This is a genomic window from Streptomyces sp. NPDC012825 (assembly GCF_042900925.1).
Lineage (GTDB): Bacteria > Actinomycetota > Actinomycetes > Streptomycetales > Streptomycetaceae > Streptomyces.
The window spans coordinates 21,679-36,982 of the sequence record NZ_JBIBBZ010000030.1; the positions used below are offsets into that span (position 1 = coordinate 21,679).

12 protein-coding genes are annotated in these 15,304 nt (G+C 73.0%); 6 read left to right on the plus strand and 6 right to left on the minus strand.

What is annotated here, in order from left to right:
• Positions 1-3: 3 nt before the first annotated feature.
• The 3 genes from ACFY7E_RS31580 to ACFY7E_RS31590 all read right to left on the minus strand — a co-directional run bounded on the left by ACFY7E_RS31580 (position 4) and on the right by ACFY7E_RS31590 (position 4,106).
• Positions 4-984, minus strand: coding sequence for a DNA-3-methyladenine glycosylase family protein (locus ACFY7E_RS31580; protein WP_389490978.1), 981 nt, complete (start codon positions 982-984; stop codon positions 4-6).
• Between the two features lie 157 nt (positions 985-1,141).
• The gene (locus tag ACFY7E_RS31585; protein ID WP_389490981.1) at positions 1,142-2,224 is read right to left on the minus strand and encodes a sugar phosphate nucleotidyltransferase; all 1,083 of its coding nucleotides are present in this window, start codon (positions 2,222-2,224) and stop codon (positions 1,142-1,144) included.
• A 106-nt stretch (positions 2,225-2,330) separates the two neighbouring features.
• Positions 2,331-4,106: a peptidoglycan recognition protein gene (locus tag ACFY7E_RS31590; protein WP_389490984.1), complete on the minus strand. Its 1,776-nt coding sequence runs from the start codon at positions 4,104-4,106 to the stop codon at positions 2,331-2,333.
• Between the two features lie 137 nt (positions 4,107-4,243).
• On the opposite strand from ACFY7E_RS31590, the gene ACFY7E_RS31595 reads away from it, so the two are divergent.
• The 4 genes from ACFY7E_RS31595 to ACFY7E_RS31610 all read left to right on the plus strand — a co-directional run bounded on the left by ACFY7E_RS31595 (position 4,244) and on the right by ACFY7E_RS31610 (position 10,341).
• Positions 4,244-4,996 carry a TIGR03089 family protein gene (locus tag ACFY7E_RS31595; protein ID WP_383441743.1) on the plus strand — a complete coding sequence of 251 codons (753 nt, stop codon included), beginning with the start codon at positions 4,244-4,246 and terminating at the stop codon, positions 4,994-4,996.
• A gap of 206 nt (positions 4,997-5,202) precedes the next feature.
• Positions 5,203-6,438 carry an LCP family protein gene (locus ACFY7E_RS31600; protein WP_389490987.1) on the plus strand — a complete coding sequence of 412 codons (1,236 nt, stop codon included), beginning with the start codon at positions 5,203-5,205 and terminating at the stop codon, positions 6,436-6,438.
• A 274-nt stretch (positions 6,439-6,712) separates the two neighbouring features.
• Positions 6,713-8,485 carry an LCP family protein gene (locus ACFY7E_RS31605; RefSeq protein ID WP_389490990.1) on the plus strand — a complete coding sequence of 591 codons (1,773 nt, stop codon included), beginning with the start codon at positions 6,713-6,715 and terminating at the stop codon, positions 8,483-8,485.
• 50 nt (positions 8,486-8,535) lie between these two features.
• On the plus strand, positions 8,536-10,341 hold the full coding sequence (locus tag ACFY7E_RS31610; RefSeq protein ID WP_389490993.1) for an LCP family protein: 1,806 nt from the start codon (positions 8,536-8,538) through the stop codon (positions 10,339-10,341).
• Positions 10,342-10,428: 87 nt separating this feature from the next.
• Here ACFY7E_RS31610 and ACFY7E_RS31615 read toward each other — a convergent pair whose 3' ends face one another.
• Positions 10,429-11,448: a glycosyltransferase family 2 protein gene (locus ACFY7E_RS31615; RefSeq protein ID WP_389490996.1), complete on the minus strand. Its 1,020-nt coding sequence runs from the start codon at positions 11,446-11,448 to the stop codon at positions 10,429-10,431.
• A gap of 271 nt (positions 11,449-11,719) precedes the next feature.
• Between ACFY7E_RS31615 and ACFY7E_RS31620 the strand changes: the two genes are divergently transcribed.
• Positions 11,720-13,096, plus strand: a complete 1,377-nt coding sequence (locus ACFY7E_RS31620) for an LCP family protein (protein WP_389490999.1) — start codon at positions 11,720-11,722, stop codon at positions 13,094-13,096.
• 102 nt (positions 13,097-13,198) lie between these two features.
• Here the strand turns inward: ACFY7E_RS31620 and ACFY7E_RS31625 are convergent, their stop codons facing one another.
• Positions 13,199-13,732, minus strand: coding sequence for an acyl-CoA thioesterase (locus ACFY7E_RS31625; protein ID WP_366379306.1), 534 nt, complete (start codon positions 13,730-13,732; stop codon positions 13,199-13,201).
• A 130-nt stretch (positions 13,733-13,862) separates the two neighbouring features.
• Between ACFY7E_RS31625 and ACFY7E_RS31630 the strand changes: the two genes are divergently transcribed.
• Positions 13,863-15,134, plus strand: coding sequence for an LCP family protein (locus ACFY7E_RS31630; protein ID WP_389491002.1), 1,272 nt, complete (start codon positions 13,863-13,865; stop codon positions 15,132-15,134).
• A 74-nt stretch (positions 15,135-15,208) separates the two neighbouring features.
• Here ACFY7E_RS31630 and ACFY7E_RS31635 read toward each other — a convergent pair.
• Positions 15,209-15,304, minus strand: a 96-nt coding sequence (locus ACFY7E_RS31635) for an acyl-CoA dehydrogenase family protein (protein ID WP_365541901.1), incomplete at its 5' end; no start/stop codon positions are given.

Genomic DNA, 15,304 nt, shown 5'->3' on the forward strand with positions numbered 1-15,304 from the left:
CGGTCAGAGGGCCGCGATGTTCCCCGGGGTCATGCGGGGCGCCCTGCGGGGCGGGATGCGGCCGCTGAGGAGGATCAGGCGGGCGGCCCGGTGGCGCTGGCCCTCGTAGGGGGCCAGGAGGTCGAGCATGGCCGCGTCGTCGGCCGTGCGGTCGCCCGCGAGGGCCCAGCCGACGATGCCGGGCAGGTGGTAGTCGCCGGTGGTGACCTCGTCGGGGGCGCCGTGGGTCCGCTGGACCACCTCGGCGCTCGTCCAGGGGCCGACGCCCGGGATCAGTTCCAGGCGTCTCCTGGCCCCGGCCGGCTCCATGTCCACGGCCTCCTCCATGCGGCGGGCCACCCGGCACACGCGCAGGATCGTCGCGGCCCGCTTGTCGTCCACGCCCGCGCGGTGCCACTCCCAGGACGGGATCAGGCTCCACGCGCGCGCGTCCGGCATGACGTGCATGCCGTCGGGGGCCGGGCCCGGCGCGGGCTCCCCGTACTTCCGCACCAGGAGCCGCCAGGCCCGGTACGCCTCGTCCGTCGTGACCTTCTGCTCCAGGACCGACGGGATCAGCGACTCCAGGACCAGGCCGGTGCGCAGGAGGCGCAGGCCGGGGCGGCGGCGGTGGACCGCGGCGAGCAGCTTGTGGCGGGGCGCGAAGGCGGCCGGGTCGTCCTCGGCGCCGAGGAGCGCCGGGAGGCGGTCCAGGAGCCAGGCGGCGCCCTCGCCCCACGCCCGGGCCTCCGCGACGTCGTTCCGGGCGGTGACCCGGAGGGTCCCCGGGCCCTCGGGGGTCCGGCTGGCCCGCCAGAACGAACCGTCCCGGGCCGCCCGGTAGGTGGGATCGGCGGGGCCCCGGCGGAGGGGGCCGAGGGTGAGGGCGAGGTCCGTTCCCGGGCGGAGGGGGAGGGAGCGGGTGCGGGGCGCGGGGACGTGGCCGGTCACCCGTGCGGTCGCCCGTGCGGGTGCGGTGGGGTTCTGGGGGAAGCGGCCGGCCATGGGGCGAGCGTAACGGTGTCCCGAACGGAAGCGGTCCGGTGGACGGGGGCCGGCCGGCCCCCGTCGCTCCCCCGACCGCCCCCCGCCGGTCCGACCGCTGGTCCGGCTACCGGCCCGACTACCGACTCGAACCACTGGTCCGGACCACTGGTCCGGACTACTGGTCCGACGAGAAGCGCACCGCGCCCGCCGGGAGGGTGGCGTCGCACCAGACGCGGACGCCGTCGCGGAGTTCGTTGTCGGCGCCGACCCGGGCGCCGTCGCCGATGACCGCCCCGCTCAGGACCGTACGCGCGCCTATGCGGGCGCCCGCGCCGATCAGGGAGTCGGTGATCACCGCGCCCGCTTCGACGACCGCGCCCGCGAGGAGCGTGGAGCCCGTGACGCGGGCGCCCTCGCCGATCACCGCGCCCGCGCCGACGACCGTGCCGCCGGTCAGCTTGGCGTCCGGGGCGACGCGCGCCGACGGCAGCACCAGGCGGTCGCCGCAGCGGCCCGGGACCGCCGGGGAGGGCGCGCGGCCGAGGACCAGGTCGGCGGAGCCGCGCACGAAGGCCTGCGGGGTGCCGAGGTCCAGCCAGTACGTGGAGTCGACCATGCCCTGGAGGTGGGCGCCGGAGGCCAGCAGCTCCGGGAAGGTCTCCCGCTCCACCGAGACCGGCCGCCCGGTGGGGATGGTGTCGATGACCGAGCGCCGGAAGACGTACGCGCCCGCGTTGATCTGGTCGGTGACGATCTCCTCGGGCGTCTGCGGCTTCTCCAGGAAGGCCGTGACGCGGCCGGTGGGGTCCGTGGGGACGAGGCCGAACGCGCGCGGGTCGTCGACCCGGGTGAGGTGGAGCGAGACGTCCGCGCCGGAGGAGGAGTGGGTGTCGACGAGGGCCTGGATGTCCAGGCCCGTGAGGATGTCCCCGTTGAAGATGAGGACCGGGTCGTCGGGGCCCGAGTGCAGGCGCGAGGCCACGTTGCGTATCGCGCCGCCGGTGCCCAGCGGCTCCTCCTCGGTGACGTACTCCAGACTCAGGCCGAGGTCGGAGCCGTCACCGAAGTGCGGCTCGAAGACCTCGGCCAGGTAGGAGGTGGCGAGCACGATGTGCTCGACGCCTGCGGCGCGGGCGCGGGCCAGCTGGTGCGTCAGGAAGGGGACGCCCGCCGCCGGGACCATGGGCTTGGGCGTGTTGACCGTGAGGGGCCGCAGCCGTGTCCCCTTGCCACCGACCAGGAGGATCGCTTCTGTCACCTTGTCGTCTCTGCTTCCTGTTCGGCGCCGGCCGGCACGCCCGTCTCGGTCGTCCCTGCGATATGACCGGTCAGTTTAAGCAGACGGCCGACCCCGCGGGCCCCCGCTACCTCCCCTGGTACGACGCCGCGCTCGTCCGGGCCGTGCCGAGCTTGCCGTACAGAAGCGATCCGGGACAGTCCGTGGCGAATCCGTCACGGTGTCCGGCGATGGCGTGGAACTTGACCTTGGTGCCCTTCGCGTACAGGTTCCCGCCGCCCGAGGTCAGGGTCACCGTTCCCACCGGGTTGATGCCGTGGAGGCCGAGCTTCCAGGCCGTCAGGCGGGCGACGGCGGTCACGGAGGCGGCAGGCGGGGCGGACTTGCTGAAGGTGCCGAGGACGGCGATGCCCATGGTGCTGGTGTTGAACCCGAGGGTGTGCGCGCCGAGCACCGGCCTGTCCACGCCGCCCGCCCGGCCCTCGTAGATGTTCCCGCACTTGTCGACGGCGAAGTTGTAGCCGAAGTCACGCCACCCGCTGCTGAGCACGTGGTAGCGGTAGATGCTGCGCAGGACCGAGGGCGCCTGGGCGCAGGTGTAGTTGTTGCCGGTGGCGCTGTGGTGGACGAAGGCCGCCTTGATCGTGTTCGTGTAGACGAAGGTCTTCTCGCGGATCGACTCGTCCGCGCCCCAGCCCTTGCGGGTGACGATCGCGGGGCGGGGACCGACGAACGGCGCCGCCGCGGCCACGGCCGGCGTCTGCGCCAGGTCCTGGGCCTGGTCCTGGATCTGGTCCGTCTCCTGGGCCGGGTCCTTGGCCTGGTCCTGGGCCGGATCCTGGGCCGGATCCTGTGACTCGGACCCGGACGCCGGGGTACGGGGCAGGAACGGGGCCACGGCCTCGGCCGCCTCCTTCGGCAGGAGCGGGAGCCAGGGCGCGAGGTACGGGGTGAGCCGGGAGTCGATCGCGCCCAGGCCCGCGAGGAGCCCGGAGAGGGACAGGGGGGCCGGGGCGGTCGGGGCCGGAGCCGGGGGCGGGGTGGCCTGCGTGCTCCCCGCGACCGTCGCGGCCGGGGTCGGGATCGCGGCCGGGGTCGGGAACGGGGGCAGGCTCGGGATCGGAGGCGTCGTGGCCTGGGGAGCCACGGCAGCCGGAGCCACGCCGGCGCGGGTCTGCGGCAGGGTCGCCCTCGACACCGGCTCGGCTTCCGGCTCAGGCTCAGGCTCCGTCTCCGGCTCAGCCGGCTCCCCGGCGTACGGCCCGGTGTCCGCGACCTGTTCGACCTCCGTACCCGGCTCCGGCCCCGGCTCCGTCTCCAGGACCGGTTCGGTGTCCCTCGTCGTGTCCGGGTCCTCTCCCGGGTCCACGAGTTCCAGGCGCAGACCGGCCGGGAGCGGCGCCGCGCCGCCCGTCTCGCCGGCCTCCGCCCGTACGCGGATCTCGACGCCGTCCGAGTCGCCCACCCACAGCGGGGCCGTGGAGCCGCGGAGCGCCCGGGAGGTGCCCTCCGCCGTGTCAGGGTCGGCGCCGTGTTCGTCGTTGTGGGTCTCCACGTCCTGCCACTCCGACCAGGTGTCCGTGCCGGTGGCCCGGGTGCGGACCTGCACGGTGCCGTGCAGCGGGGCCCTGGGGTCGTCCCAGACCACGCCCACGAGCGAGAAGGGCTTGACGTCGCGTCGGGTGAGCCCCTGCTCCCCCGGGCCGCCGGCCCGTGAGGAGGGGCCCAGCGGGCCGAGCGGCAGGGACTGGGTGGAGCCCGACAGGTCGGGCGCGGGGGGCAGCGCGGAGGCCGCCGGTGGCTGCGCGAGCACCTCGGCCGCCGCGGACGCGGCGGGGGAGACCGGCAGGGCGAGTACCGCCGCGCAGGTGACGGCGATCGAGGAGGCGAGTGAGGCACGCATGGGCCGATCGTGCGTACCGCCGGGCCGTTCCGCGCGGCGGGACACCGCCCGGAAAGCGGCGGCCGATCGGTCCGACCGGTGGACGGCGTCACCGGTACGGCGGACCCCGGCGGGCCCTCCCGCGTACGCTGTCCGGCGTGAACGCCAGCGACCGCACCCCCGCCGACCTGCTGCGATCCGCGCTCGCCGCGGACCCCGCCCGCCCCTTGGTCACCTTCTACGACGACGCCACCGGTGAACGGGTGGAATTGTCCGTCGCCACCTTCGCCAATTGGGTGGCCAAGACGGCGAACCTGATCCAGGGCGAACTGTCCGCCGGGCCCGGCGACCGGGTCGCGCTGCTGCTGCCCGCGCACTGGCAGACCGCCGTCTGGCTGCTCGCCTGCTCCTCGGTGGGCGTGACCGTCGAACTCGGCGGCGATCCGGCCGGCGCGGACGTCGTGGTCGCGGGCCCGGAGACCCTCGAAGCGGGCCTCGCCTGTTCCGGGGAGCGGATCGCGCTCTCCCTGGCGCCGCTGGGCCGCCGGTTCCCCGCCGCGCCCGCCGGTTACGCGGACTACGCGGTGGAAGTGCCGAGCCAGGGCGACCGGTTCGCCCCGTTCGTACCGGTCGATCCGGACGCTCCCGCCCTGGTCGTCGGCGGTACGGAGCGCAGCGGTGTCCAGCTCGTCGAGCAGGCCCGCGTGGACGCGGCGGCGCTCGGCCTCGCCCCCGGCTCGCGGCTGCTCTCCGGGCTCGGTTACGGGGACTGGACCGGCGTCTCGACCGGTCTGTACGCGCCGCTCGCCGCCGGCGGTTCGGTGGTGCTGTGCCGGAACCTGGACCGGCTCGCGCCGGAGGCGTTCGAGAAGCGGGTGGAGAGCGAGCGGGTGACGGACACCGCCTCCTGAACCCGGCCGCGCCGCGGCACCCGCCGAACCTCACCCGTTCGGCCCAGCGACGGGCCGGGTCCCCGGGTTCGCGCGCCCGGTCCGGTGGATGATCGGCCGGGGGGAGTCGTCTCCTTCCGCACCACCACGCGTCGGACCCGGCCGGCCCCTTCCACGGCCGGCGGCCGTCCGGCGCGCCGCCGACGCCACGAAGGACGGACGCAGAAGTGACGGACCGCGCAGGCACGCCCGCCGAACCGGACCCCCCGGCGCCCGAGGACGGGGAGGCCGGGGAGCCGGGGGCGGAGGACGCGGCGGCCGGCGCCCCGGAGGAGCCGGCGGCCGGCGGCCCCGGCAAGCCCCGCCGTCACTGGCTGCGCTGGACGGCGCTCGGCGTCTCGGTCGTCGTCCTCGGCGCGGCCGGGGCGGGCTGGTGGTTCTACCGCAAGCTCGACGGCAACATCACCACGGACACCACCGCCGCCGACGAGCTGCGCAGGTACGAGAAGGAGCGTCCGCCCGCCAACTCCTCGGCCGCCCGGAACGTCCTGCTCATCGGCTCGGACACCCGGTCCGGCGAGGGGAACGAGCGGTACGGCAGGGACAGGGGCACCCAGCGCTCCGACACGGTGATCCTGCTGCACCTCGCGGCGGGGAAGCGGAGCGCGACCGCCGTCTCCCTGCCCCGCGACCTGATGGTGACGGTCCCGAGCTGCCGCGAGCCCGACGGGTCCCGCACCCGGGAGCAGTTCGCGCAGTTCAACCTGGCCTTCGAGGTCGGCGGTACGGCGTGCACGATCCGTACCGTCGAGAAGCTGACCGGGGCGCGGGTGGACCACCACATGGTGATCGACTTCCAGGGCTTCAAGAAGATGGTGGACGCCGTGAACGGGGTGGAGGTCTGCCTCAAGGAGCCCGTGGACGACGCCGACGCGCACCTGAAGCTGCCGGCGGGGCGCCAGACGCTCCACGGGGAGCAGGCCCTCGGTTTCGTACGCGCCCGGAAGTCGCTCGGCAACGGCAGCGACACCGAACGCATGGACCGCCAGCAGCAGTTCCTCGGCGCCCTCGTCAACAAGGTGCAGAGCAACGGGGTCCTGCTGAACCCGTCCAAGCTCTATCCGGTCCTGGACGCGGCCACGAAGTCGATCACGACCGACGCGGGGCTCGACTCGCTGCGGGACCTGTACGACCTGGCGCGCTCGATGCGGGCGATCCCGACCGAGCGGGTGCAGTTCCTCACGGTCCCCCGCCGCCCGTACACGTACAACGCGAACCGGGACGAACTGGTGCAGCCCGCCGCGAGTCAGCTCTTCAGGCAACTGCGGGAGGACGAGCCCGTGGTGGTGAAGCCCGGGGAGAGGGACGAGGGCCGCGAGTCCGGCGGCACGGAGGCTCCGGCGAGCCCGGCGCCCACGCCGACGTTCACCGGACGGAGCGCCGCGGAAGGGGTGTGCTCCTGACCGGAGGGGCACGAAGGGGTTCGCGGGGAGGGTGGGTAAAGGGCGAACCAAGGGAAGTGCCGGGAGGGATGAGGTTTGGGCAGATTGCCCGGTTGTAAGGGCCGTGGAATTTGTCACGGACGTCGCCCCACGCTGAACTGGGCGGATACTGTGACCCGATCCGGTGTACCCCGACCACGTGGTCGTCACACCTCACCAGGGATCGAACGACCGAGAGAGCGGCGCCCCGTGGGGAAGGCGCCCCGCGTGGCACCGACGGAGGACTCGAGTAACCGTGGACGCGCACAGCCGTGGACGGGCGGACGAGATCGACCCCGCCGACCAGTGGGTGCTCAACCCGCAGACGGGCAACTACGAACTGCGACTGGACAGCTCCGCTGGGCAGTCGGCGGTTCCGTCCCCGGCCCGCGGTTCCGCCGCCTCCACCGTGACCGGGACCTCCGGGAGAACCACCGCGACCGGAGCACCGGAGCGGAGCGCCGCCGCCGCCGAGGCCCCCGTGCCCGGCCAGCGCCGGCGCCGGGTCCCCGAGCAGAGCCGGGGCGGCCGCCAGACGCCCCCGAGCCGCCGCAGGCCCAAGCAGGGCGCCTCCCGCAAGAAGAAGGTCCTGCTGTGGACCGGCGGCACGATGGCCGTCGTCCTGGTGGCCGGCGCCACCGGCGCGTACCTGATCTACGAGAAGCTCAACGGCAACATCGGCACGGTGGACGTCGGTGACGCGGCGGTCGACGCGCCCGGCATGGACGGCCCGCTCAACATCCTGATCATCGGCAACGACGTCCGTACCGGTGAGGGGAACGAGAGCTACGGCAACAAGACCAACGTCACCGGTCACGCCGACACCACGTTCCTCATCCACGTCTCCGAGGACCGGACCAACGCGACGGCCCTGAGCATCCCCCGGGACCTCAAGATCCAGATCCCGGAGTGCCCCACGAAGCAGCCCGACGGGTCGACGAAGGTCGTCCCCGCCTCGGTCGGGAAGACCAAGTTCAACGAGTCGTTCGGCGTGAACGGCCGCGACCCGGGCTGCACGATGCGCACGGTCACGGACATGACCGGGGTGGGGATCAACCACTTCATGATGGTGGACTTCAACGCCGTCAAGACGCTGTCGACGGCCGTCGGCGGCGTGGAGGTCTGCCTGTCCAAGCCCATCCGGGACAAGGACTACTCCAAGCTCGACCTCCCGGCGGGCGAGCAGCGCATCCAGGGCGAGGACGCCCTCGCGTTCCTGCGCAACCGCCACGGCCTCGGCAACGAGAGCGACCTGGACCGCATCAAGATGCAGCAGCAGTTCCTCGCGTCGATGATGCGCCAGCTCAAGGAGGACACCCTGGGCAGCCCGACGCGGCTGCTCTCGGTCGCGAACGCGGCGACCGAGGCGCTCACCGTGGACAAGGGGATAGGGAGTGCCCTGAAGCTGACCTCCCTGGCCAAGGAGATCGGCAAGGTCGACCTGAAGAACATCAGCTTCATGACCGTCCCGGTGCGCGACAACCCGGACGAGCCGCCGAACAGGAGGGCGACGGTGGTCCTCGACCCCGTCAAGGCCCCCCAGGTGTTCGGCATGATCCAGAACGACGTCTCCTTCACCGAGGTGAAGAAGAAGCAGCAGGACGCCAAGAACGCCCAGGCGCAGGCCCAGGCGAAACTCCTCCAGGGCACGCGGGCCCGGGCCGCCGACGTGCGCGTCGACGTCTACAACGGCAGCGGCATCCAGGGGGCGGCCCAGTCGACCCTGCTCTGGCTGCAGAACGAACAGGGCGTGCTCCGCGCGAGCAACAGGAGCAACGCGCCCGAGAAGGTGGCGAAGACCACGCTCACCTACGCACCGAACCAGGCGGACCAGGCCCGCGAACTCGCGGACCTGATGGGTCTGCCCGCCACGGCTCTCCGGCCGGGCACTCAGGACGCCGGGGAACGCGAGCCCATGACGCTCGTCCTCGGCGCCGACTTCAAGGGCGCGGGGGTGCCCGTCAACGGCCCGGCAAAGGCGCCGGACGTCGAGAAGGTAGAAGCCGACAAGCAGGTGTGCGCCAAGTGACCCGGAAACACCGGGTCCCGGCGCACTCCTGATCCATGAGGGGACCTGGGGTGGGACAGAGCAGCGTGCGCGGGGAGGGAACGCGGGGAGACGTCCCGCGCGCCCGTGAAATGGGCTGGGACGACGACCCGCACGGGGCCGGCGAGGCGACCGGCGCCGCGGCCGACGCCCCCCGGGAGACCGGGTCCCCCGACGGGTCGACCCGCGCGGAGCGGCGGCGTGGAGCGGCGGGCGGTGACGCGCGTAGCGGCCGCCGCGGCGGCGGCGGCTCGCGGCGGCTCCCCAAGAAGGGCGCCGACAAGAAAGGTGACGGCCGGAAAAGCGCCGGCCGGAAGGGCGCCGACAGGAAGGCCGGCAAGCGGAAGGCGCTGCGCTGGGTGGCGATCACCCTGGCCGTGCTGATACTCGGGACGGCCGGCGCCGGATACCTGTACTACGAGCACCTCAACGGCAACATCCGCGGCGGCAGCCGCGCGGGCGGCAACAGCGGCGTCAAGAAGGCCGCGCCGAACGCGCTGGGCGACACCCCGCTGAACATCCTCATGATCGGCTCGGACAGCCGGGCGGACGACAAGAACATCGCCCTGGGCGGCGGCAAGAACGACCGGGACCGCAAGCCCCTGGCCGACGTGCAGATGCTGCTGCACATCTCGGCGGACCGTGAGAACGCCTCGATCGTCTCCGTCCCCCGCGACACGGTCGTCCCGATCCCCGAGTGCAAGGACGAGGCCGGCACGACCTACCCGGCCACCACCAACCGGCCGATCAACGAGAGCCTGCAGCGCGGTGGCCCCGGCTGCACCCTCACCACCTGGGAGAACCTCACCGGGGTCTACATCGACCACTGGATGATGGTCGACTTCGCCGGTGTCGTGGCGATGGCCGACGAGGTCGGCGGCGTCCCGGTCTGCGTGAAGACCGGCGTGTGGGACAGGTCGACCCGGAACGTGAAGGGCGGATCCGGGCTGAAGCTGCCGGAGGGCACCACCGAGGTCCAGGGCGAACAGGCCCTCCAGTGGCTGCGCACCCGGCACGCGTTCGGCAGCGACCAGAACCGCGCCAAGGCCCAGCACATGTACATGAACGGCATGATGAAGAAGCTCCAGAGCCAGAACGCCTGGAGCGACACCGGCCGTCTGATGGGTCTGGCCGACACCGCCACGCGGGCCCTCCAGGTCTCCGACGAGATCAAGAGCGTGAAGAGGCTCTTCGACCTGTCGATGCAGCTCAAGAACGTCAAGCTCGACCGGCTGACGACGGCGACGATCCCGACGAAGCCCTACCCCGCGAACCCCAACGCCTGGCTGGAGATGGTCCCGGCGTCCGCCGAGAAGATGTGGACGATGCTCCGCGACGACGTCGCCTTCGACAAGAACGGCGACAAGGCCGGCGCCAAGCCGAAGCCGACGGCCTCCGCGAAGCCGACGACGCCCGCCGACGCCCCCGGCTCCTTCGGCGTGACGATCGTCAACGGCACCGACGGCGGCGGCGAGCAGGCCGTCCAGGGCCGCGCCGGCTCGCTGGCCGAGATCCTCCGGGGCAAGGGCTTCACCCGGGCGGAGTCCTCCCCGGAGGGCGGCCCCCGCAAGGACACCGTGGTCGTCTACCCCAAGGGCGACGGCGACCGGGGCAAGGCGAACGCCCAGTCGGTGGCCAAGGCGCTCGGACTGCCCGACTCCGCGATCCGGATCGACGCCAAGGCCGAGGGCATCAAGCTCATCGTCGGTGCCGACTGGCGCGAGGGCTCGGTCTACAAGCGGCCCACGCACACCGCGGGCGACCTGCCCGAGGGCGCCGACGACAAGGCGACCTGCATGGACGTCTACTCCGTCTACAAGTGGGACGGGAAGAGCTGATCCGCTCCCCCTCCCCCGCGCACACGGCGACGGCCGGACCCTTCTCCGGGGTCCGGCCGTCGCCGTGTGCGGGTGCGGACGCGGTCGTCAGACCGTCTCCGTCTCCCCCGCCGTCACCGCCGGGCGGCGGCTCGCGACGACCTTCTTCGCGAGGGAGCGGGGGCTGGTGAGGAAGCCGTAGCCCCAGGACATGTGCATGGTGGCGAGGGCCACCGGGATCCGGAGCCGGGCCTTGAGGGGGAGGCCCTTGCCGGCCGGGACCGAGCCGGCGGTGATCGCGGCGAGGTAGCCGGCCGGGACCACGAAGCCGAGCGGGGTGACGAGGGCGCCCACGACCACGCCGGCGGCGATGGCGCAGACGGCGGCCGGCGGGGCCAGGTAGCGCAGGTTGATGGAGCCCTGGTGGTAGCGGGCCACCACGTGGCGCCAACGCCCGTAGTCCTTGTACTGCTTGGCGAGGGCCTTCACCGAGGGCCGGGGGCGGTACTGGACGCGCAGCTCCGGCGAGAACCAGATCAGGCCGCCCGCCTCGCGGATCCGGAAGTTCAGCTCCCAGTCCTGGGCGCGGACGAACTCCACGTTGTAGCCGCCCTGTCGCTCCAGGGCCTCGCGCCGGAAGACGCCCAGGTACACGGTCTCGGCGGGGCCCGCCTCGCCGCCCGTGTGGAAGGCGGCGTTGCCGACGCCGATCTTCGAGGTCATCGCGGCGGCGACCGCGTCCTCCCAGGCGTTCTCGCCCTCGGCGTGCATGATGCCGCCGACGTTCTGCGCGCCGGTCTCCTCCAGGAGCCGTACGGCGGTGGCGATGTAGTTCGGGGAGAGCATGCCGTGGCCGTCGACGCGCACCACGACCGGGTGGCGGGAGGCCTTGATCGCCGCGTTGAGGGCGGCGGGCGTGCGGCCGGTGGGGTTCGGCACGGTCGTGACGCGGGGGTCTTCCCGGACGAGTTCGGCGGCGATCTCGTCGGTGCGGTCCGTGGACGGGCCGAGCGCGATCACCACCTCCATCTCGCCTTCGTACTCCTGCTCCAGGATGTGACGGACGGAGTTGCGCAGGTGCCGCTCCTCGTTGAGGACCGGCATGATCACGGAGACGGGGGGCAGCATGGTTCCTCGGCGGTGCGGGAGAGGCGTCCCCCGCGAGACGGAGACGGTGTTTTCGCCCGCCACGTTACCGCGAACGGGGGACACGGGTGCGCGCCGCACGGGTGGCGCTCCCTTGCGCTGATCGTATGGGCCTACGGTGCTCACGGCCCCCTTGTCCCACCCGCGGAGGTGTCCGTCCGTGCCCACACCGCCCCGCACGCCCCGTCCCCGGCCCGCCGCCCGCCGCGCACCGGCGCGCCGGCCGCGGCGGCGGTCCCGGTGGGGGGCGCGGATGGCGACGGCGCTCTCCGTGACGGTCCTCGCGGCGGGCGGGGTGGGGCACGCCCTGATGACCGGCCTGGACACCGGGCTGACCCGGGTCGACCCCTTCAAGGACATGAAGAACCGGCCGCAGGCCGGGCACGGGACGAACGTCCTGGTCGTCGGCACGGACGGCCGGGACCGGATCGGCCCGGAGGAGCGGGCGAAGTACCGGCTCGGCGGCACGCCCTGCAACTGCACCGACACGGTGATGCTGGTGCACATCTCGCAGGGCCGGGACCGGGCGAGCGTGGTGAGCCTGCCCCGCGACTCGTACGCCGAGATGCCCGAGCACACCGACCTCACCAGTGGCGAGCGGCACCACGCGCACCCGGTGAAGCTGAACGCGGCCTACGCGGAGGGCGGGCCCGCGCTGACCGTGCGGACCGTCGAGTCGATGACCGGCGTCAAGATCGACCACTACCTGGAGGTCGACTTCACCAGCTTCATGCGGACCGTGGACGCGGTCGGCGGGGTGCGGATCTGCACGCCGAAGCGGCTGAAGGACGCGTACACCGGGCTCGACCTGGCCCCCGGCACCCACGAGCTGGACGGCGGACAGGCCCTCCAGTACGTGCGCTCCCGGCACATCGACGGGGCCGCCGACATCGGGCGGATGCAGCGGCAGCAGAAGTTCCTGGCGGCGCTCGTGGAACGGGTGACGACCGGCGGGGTGCTGTTCAACCCGGTGCGGTTCCGGGCGGTGGCCACGAGCATGCTGAGTTCCGTACGGGCCGACGAGGGCTTCGGGACGGACCAGATGCTGTCGCTCTCCAAGGCGATGCGCGGCTTCACGCCCGCGTCGTCGGAGTTCGTGTCCGTGCCGGTCGGGGACATGAGCTTCCCGGTGAAGGGCATCGGCTCGACGGTGAAGTGGGACGCGGCCGAGGCGCAGCAGCTCTTCCAGGCGCTGCGCGAGGACCGGCCGATCGCCCCGCGGAAGGCGGCGGCGCCGGCGGCCTCGGCGAAGGCGCCGAAGGACGTCGTGGTGGACGTGGCGCCGGACACGGTCCGGGTGCAGGTCTACAACGGGACCCGGACGGACGGCCTCGGCCGGAAGGTCGACGACGCGCTGCGCGGGACCGGCTTCGCCACCACCCGGACCCCGAGGACGGCGCCGGGGGCGGAGCGGGAGCACACGGTCGTGGAGTACGACCCGCGCTGGGACCGCTCGGCGAAGTCCCTGGCGGCGGCCCTGCCGGGGGCGCGCCTCGAAGCGGTGACGGGCAGGGGCGGGACGCTGCGGGTGGTCGTGGGCGCGGACTACCGGGGGGTGCGGGCGGTGCGGACGGAGGACCCGGAGGAGCCGTTCGAGGCGGTGACGGGGGACCAGGTGGTGTGCCCGTAACCGTGGACCGGGGCGGGCGCCGGGGGCGCCGGGACGGGGACGCACGCCCGGGGCGCCGGGACCGGGCGGCCTTCCCGCGGCCGGGCCCCGGGCCCGTACCCCTCAGTCCTCGTACCCCTCCGCCACGCGCCGCTCCCGGAGCTCCTTGATCGCCTGGCGGCGGGCCAGGCGGTGGGTGCGGCGGATCTGGGCCTCCTGGTTGCGCCGCCTGTCCTTCTCGGTCTCCGGGACGACCTGCGGGACGGGGCGGGGCTTGCCCTCGGCGTCGACGGCCGCGAAGACCAGATAGGCGGAGCCGACCTGGGTGGCGGGCGTGGACTCGTTCCAGCGCTCGGCCATGACCCGGACGCCGACCTCCATGGAGGACCGGCCCGTCCAGTTGACCTGGGCCTTCACGTGCACCAGGTCGCCGACCCTGACCGGCTCCAGGAAGACCATCTCGTCCATGGAGGCGGTCACGGCCGGGCCGCCCGAGTGCCGGCCCGCGACGGCGCCCGCCGCGTCGTCCACCAGCTTCATGATCACGCCGCCGTGCACCGTGCCGAGGAGGTTGGTGTCGTGACTGGTCATGATGTGGCTGAGGGTGGTGCGGGAGGCCGAGGTGGGCTTGCCCGGGATGTCGCCCTGATCTGTCATGCCCTCCACCTTATGCCGGACCTGGGCGGCGCCCCCGTTCGGTCCGCTTTGCATCAGCTTGGCAACAGCACCGCCCCGATCCTCCACCCGGTCTGTCGCCCGGAAACCCCCGACCGGCACACTGGTCCGCATGAATGACTGGCCCGATGACGGCGGATACGGCCGCGGCCCCGCGAACCCCCAGCCCGAGGGTCCCCGCAGGATGAGCCACGTGCAGCGCCCGCAGGTCCCGCAGCAGCCGCCCCGTTACGACCGGGGCCACCACCCGGACTTCACGCAGGCGCAGGGCGCCGGCTACGACTCCGGTTACAACACGGGTCAGGTCTACGGCGGAGGCGGAGGCGACCAGGGCGGCGGCCGGGGCGGCATCCCCCCGCAGTACACCCCCCGGAGCCCCGGCGGCTCCGGCACCGGTCCCGCCCCGGACTGGCGCAGGCGGATCAAGGTCGGCTCGGTCGTCCTCGTCGTCGGCGTCCTCGTCTGGGGCATCGGCACGTACGCCTGGGCGAGCTCCCGGATGCGCAACGAGGTGGACCTCTCCAAGGTCATCGAGCGCCCGTCCGAGGGCGACTGCACCACGTACCTGATCGTCGGCTCCGACAGCCGCGAGGGCATGTCGGCCGAGGAGAAGAAGAAGCTCCACACCGGCTCCGCCGAGGGCAAGCGGACCGACTCGATGATGATCCTCGCGGCCTGCTCCGGCGGGAACACGATGGTCTCGCTGCCGCGCGACTCCTGGGTGACGATCCCGTCGTTCGTCGGCTCCGAGTCGGGCAAGCAGTACGGGGCCCGCGGCGGCTCCAAGCTGAACGCGGCCTACGCGATGGACGGCCCCGAGCTGCTCGTGCGGACCGTGGAGTACAACACCGGGCTGCGCATCGACCACTACGCGGAGATCGGCTTCGCCGGCTTCGCGAACATCGTGGACGCGCTCGGCGGCGTGGAGCTGAACATCGAGAAGGGCTTCAAGGACAAGAAGTCCGGCGCCGACTTCCAGGCCGGCACGCAGACCCTCAACGGCGAGCAGGCCCTGGCCTTCGTCCGCACCCGGTACGCGTTCGCCGAGTCGGACCTGGCGCGGACGAAGAACCAGCAGAAGTTCCTCTCCGCCCTGGCCGACCAGGCGGCGACGCCGGGCACGATCCTCAACCCGTTCGCGCTGTACCCGACGCTGGGCGCCGGTCTGGACACGCTGATCGTGGACAAGGACATGTCGCTGTACGACCTCGGCAGGATGTTCTTCGCGATGAAGGGCATCAGCGGCGGCGACGGCAGGTCCATGAACATGCCGATCGCGGGCTCCGCGCCGCAGGGATCCCTGAAGTGGGACATGCCGAAGGTGAAGCAGCTGGTGGAGCAGATCAGGAACGACGAGAAGGTCACGGTCGAGTCGAACCGCTGATCCGGCCGGACGTACGGGAAGGGCGCCCCCTCGCGGTGAGGGGGCGCCCTTCTCCGTGCCGTGCCGTGCCGTGCCTACGGGAGGTTGCGGGCCATGACGATGCGCTGGATCTGGTTGGTGCCTTCGTAGATCTGGGTGATCTTGGCGTCGCGCATCATACGTTCGACGGG

Coding starts and splice junctions, on each gene's coding strand:
- ACFY7E_RS31615 (WP_389490996.1), bottom strand. CDS start 11,448: ATGCTGCCCCCCGTCTCCGTGATCATGCCGGTCCTCAACGAGGAGCGG.
- ACFY7E_RS31630 (WP_389491002.1), top strand. CDS start 13,863: ATGAATGACTGGCCCGATGACGGCGGATACGGCCGCGGCCCCGCGAAC.
- ACFY7E_RS31580 (WP_389490978.1), bottom strand. CDS start 984: ATGGCCGGCCGCTTCCCCCAGAACCCCACCGCACCCGCACGGGCGACC.
- ACFY7E_RS31625 (WP_366379306.1), bottom strand. CDS start 13,732: ATGACAGATCAGGGCGACATCCCGGGCAAGCCCACCTCGGCCTCCCGC.
- ACFY7E_RS31590 (WP_389490984.1), bottom strand. CDS start 4,106: ATGCGTGCCTCACTCGCCTCCTCGATCGCCGTCACCTGCGCGGCGGTA.
- ACFY7E_RS31620 (WP_389490999.1), top strand. CDS start 11,720: ATGGCGACGGCGCTCTCCGTGACGGTCCTCGCGGCGGGCGGGGTGGGG.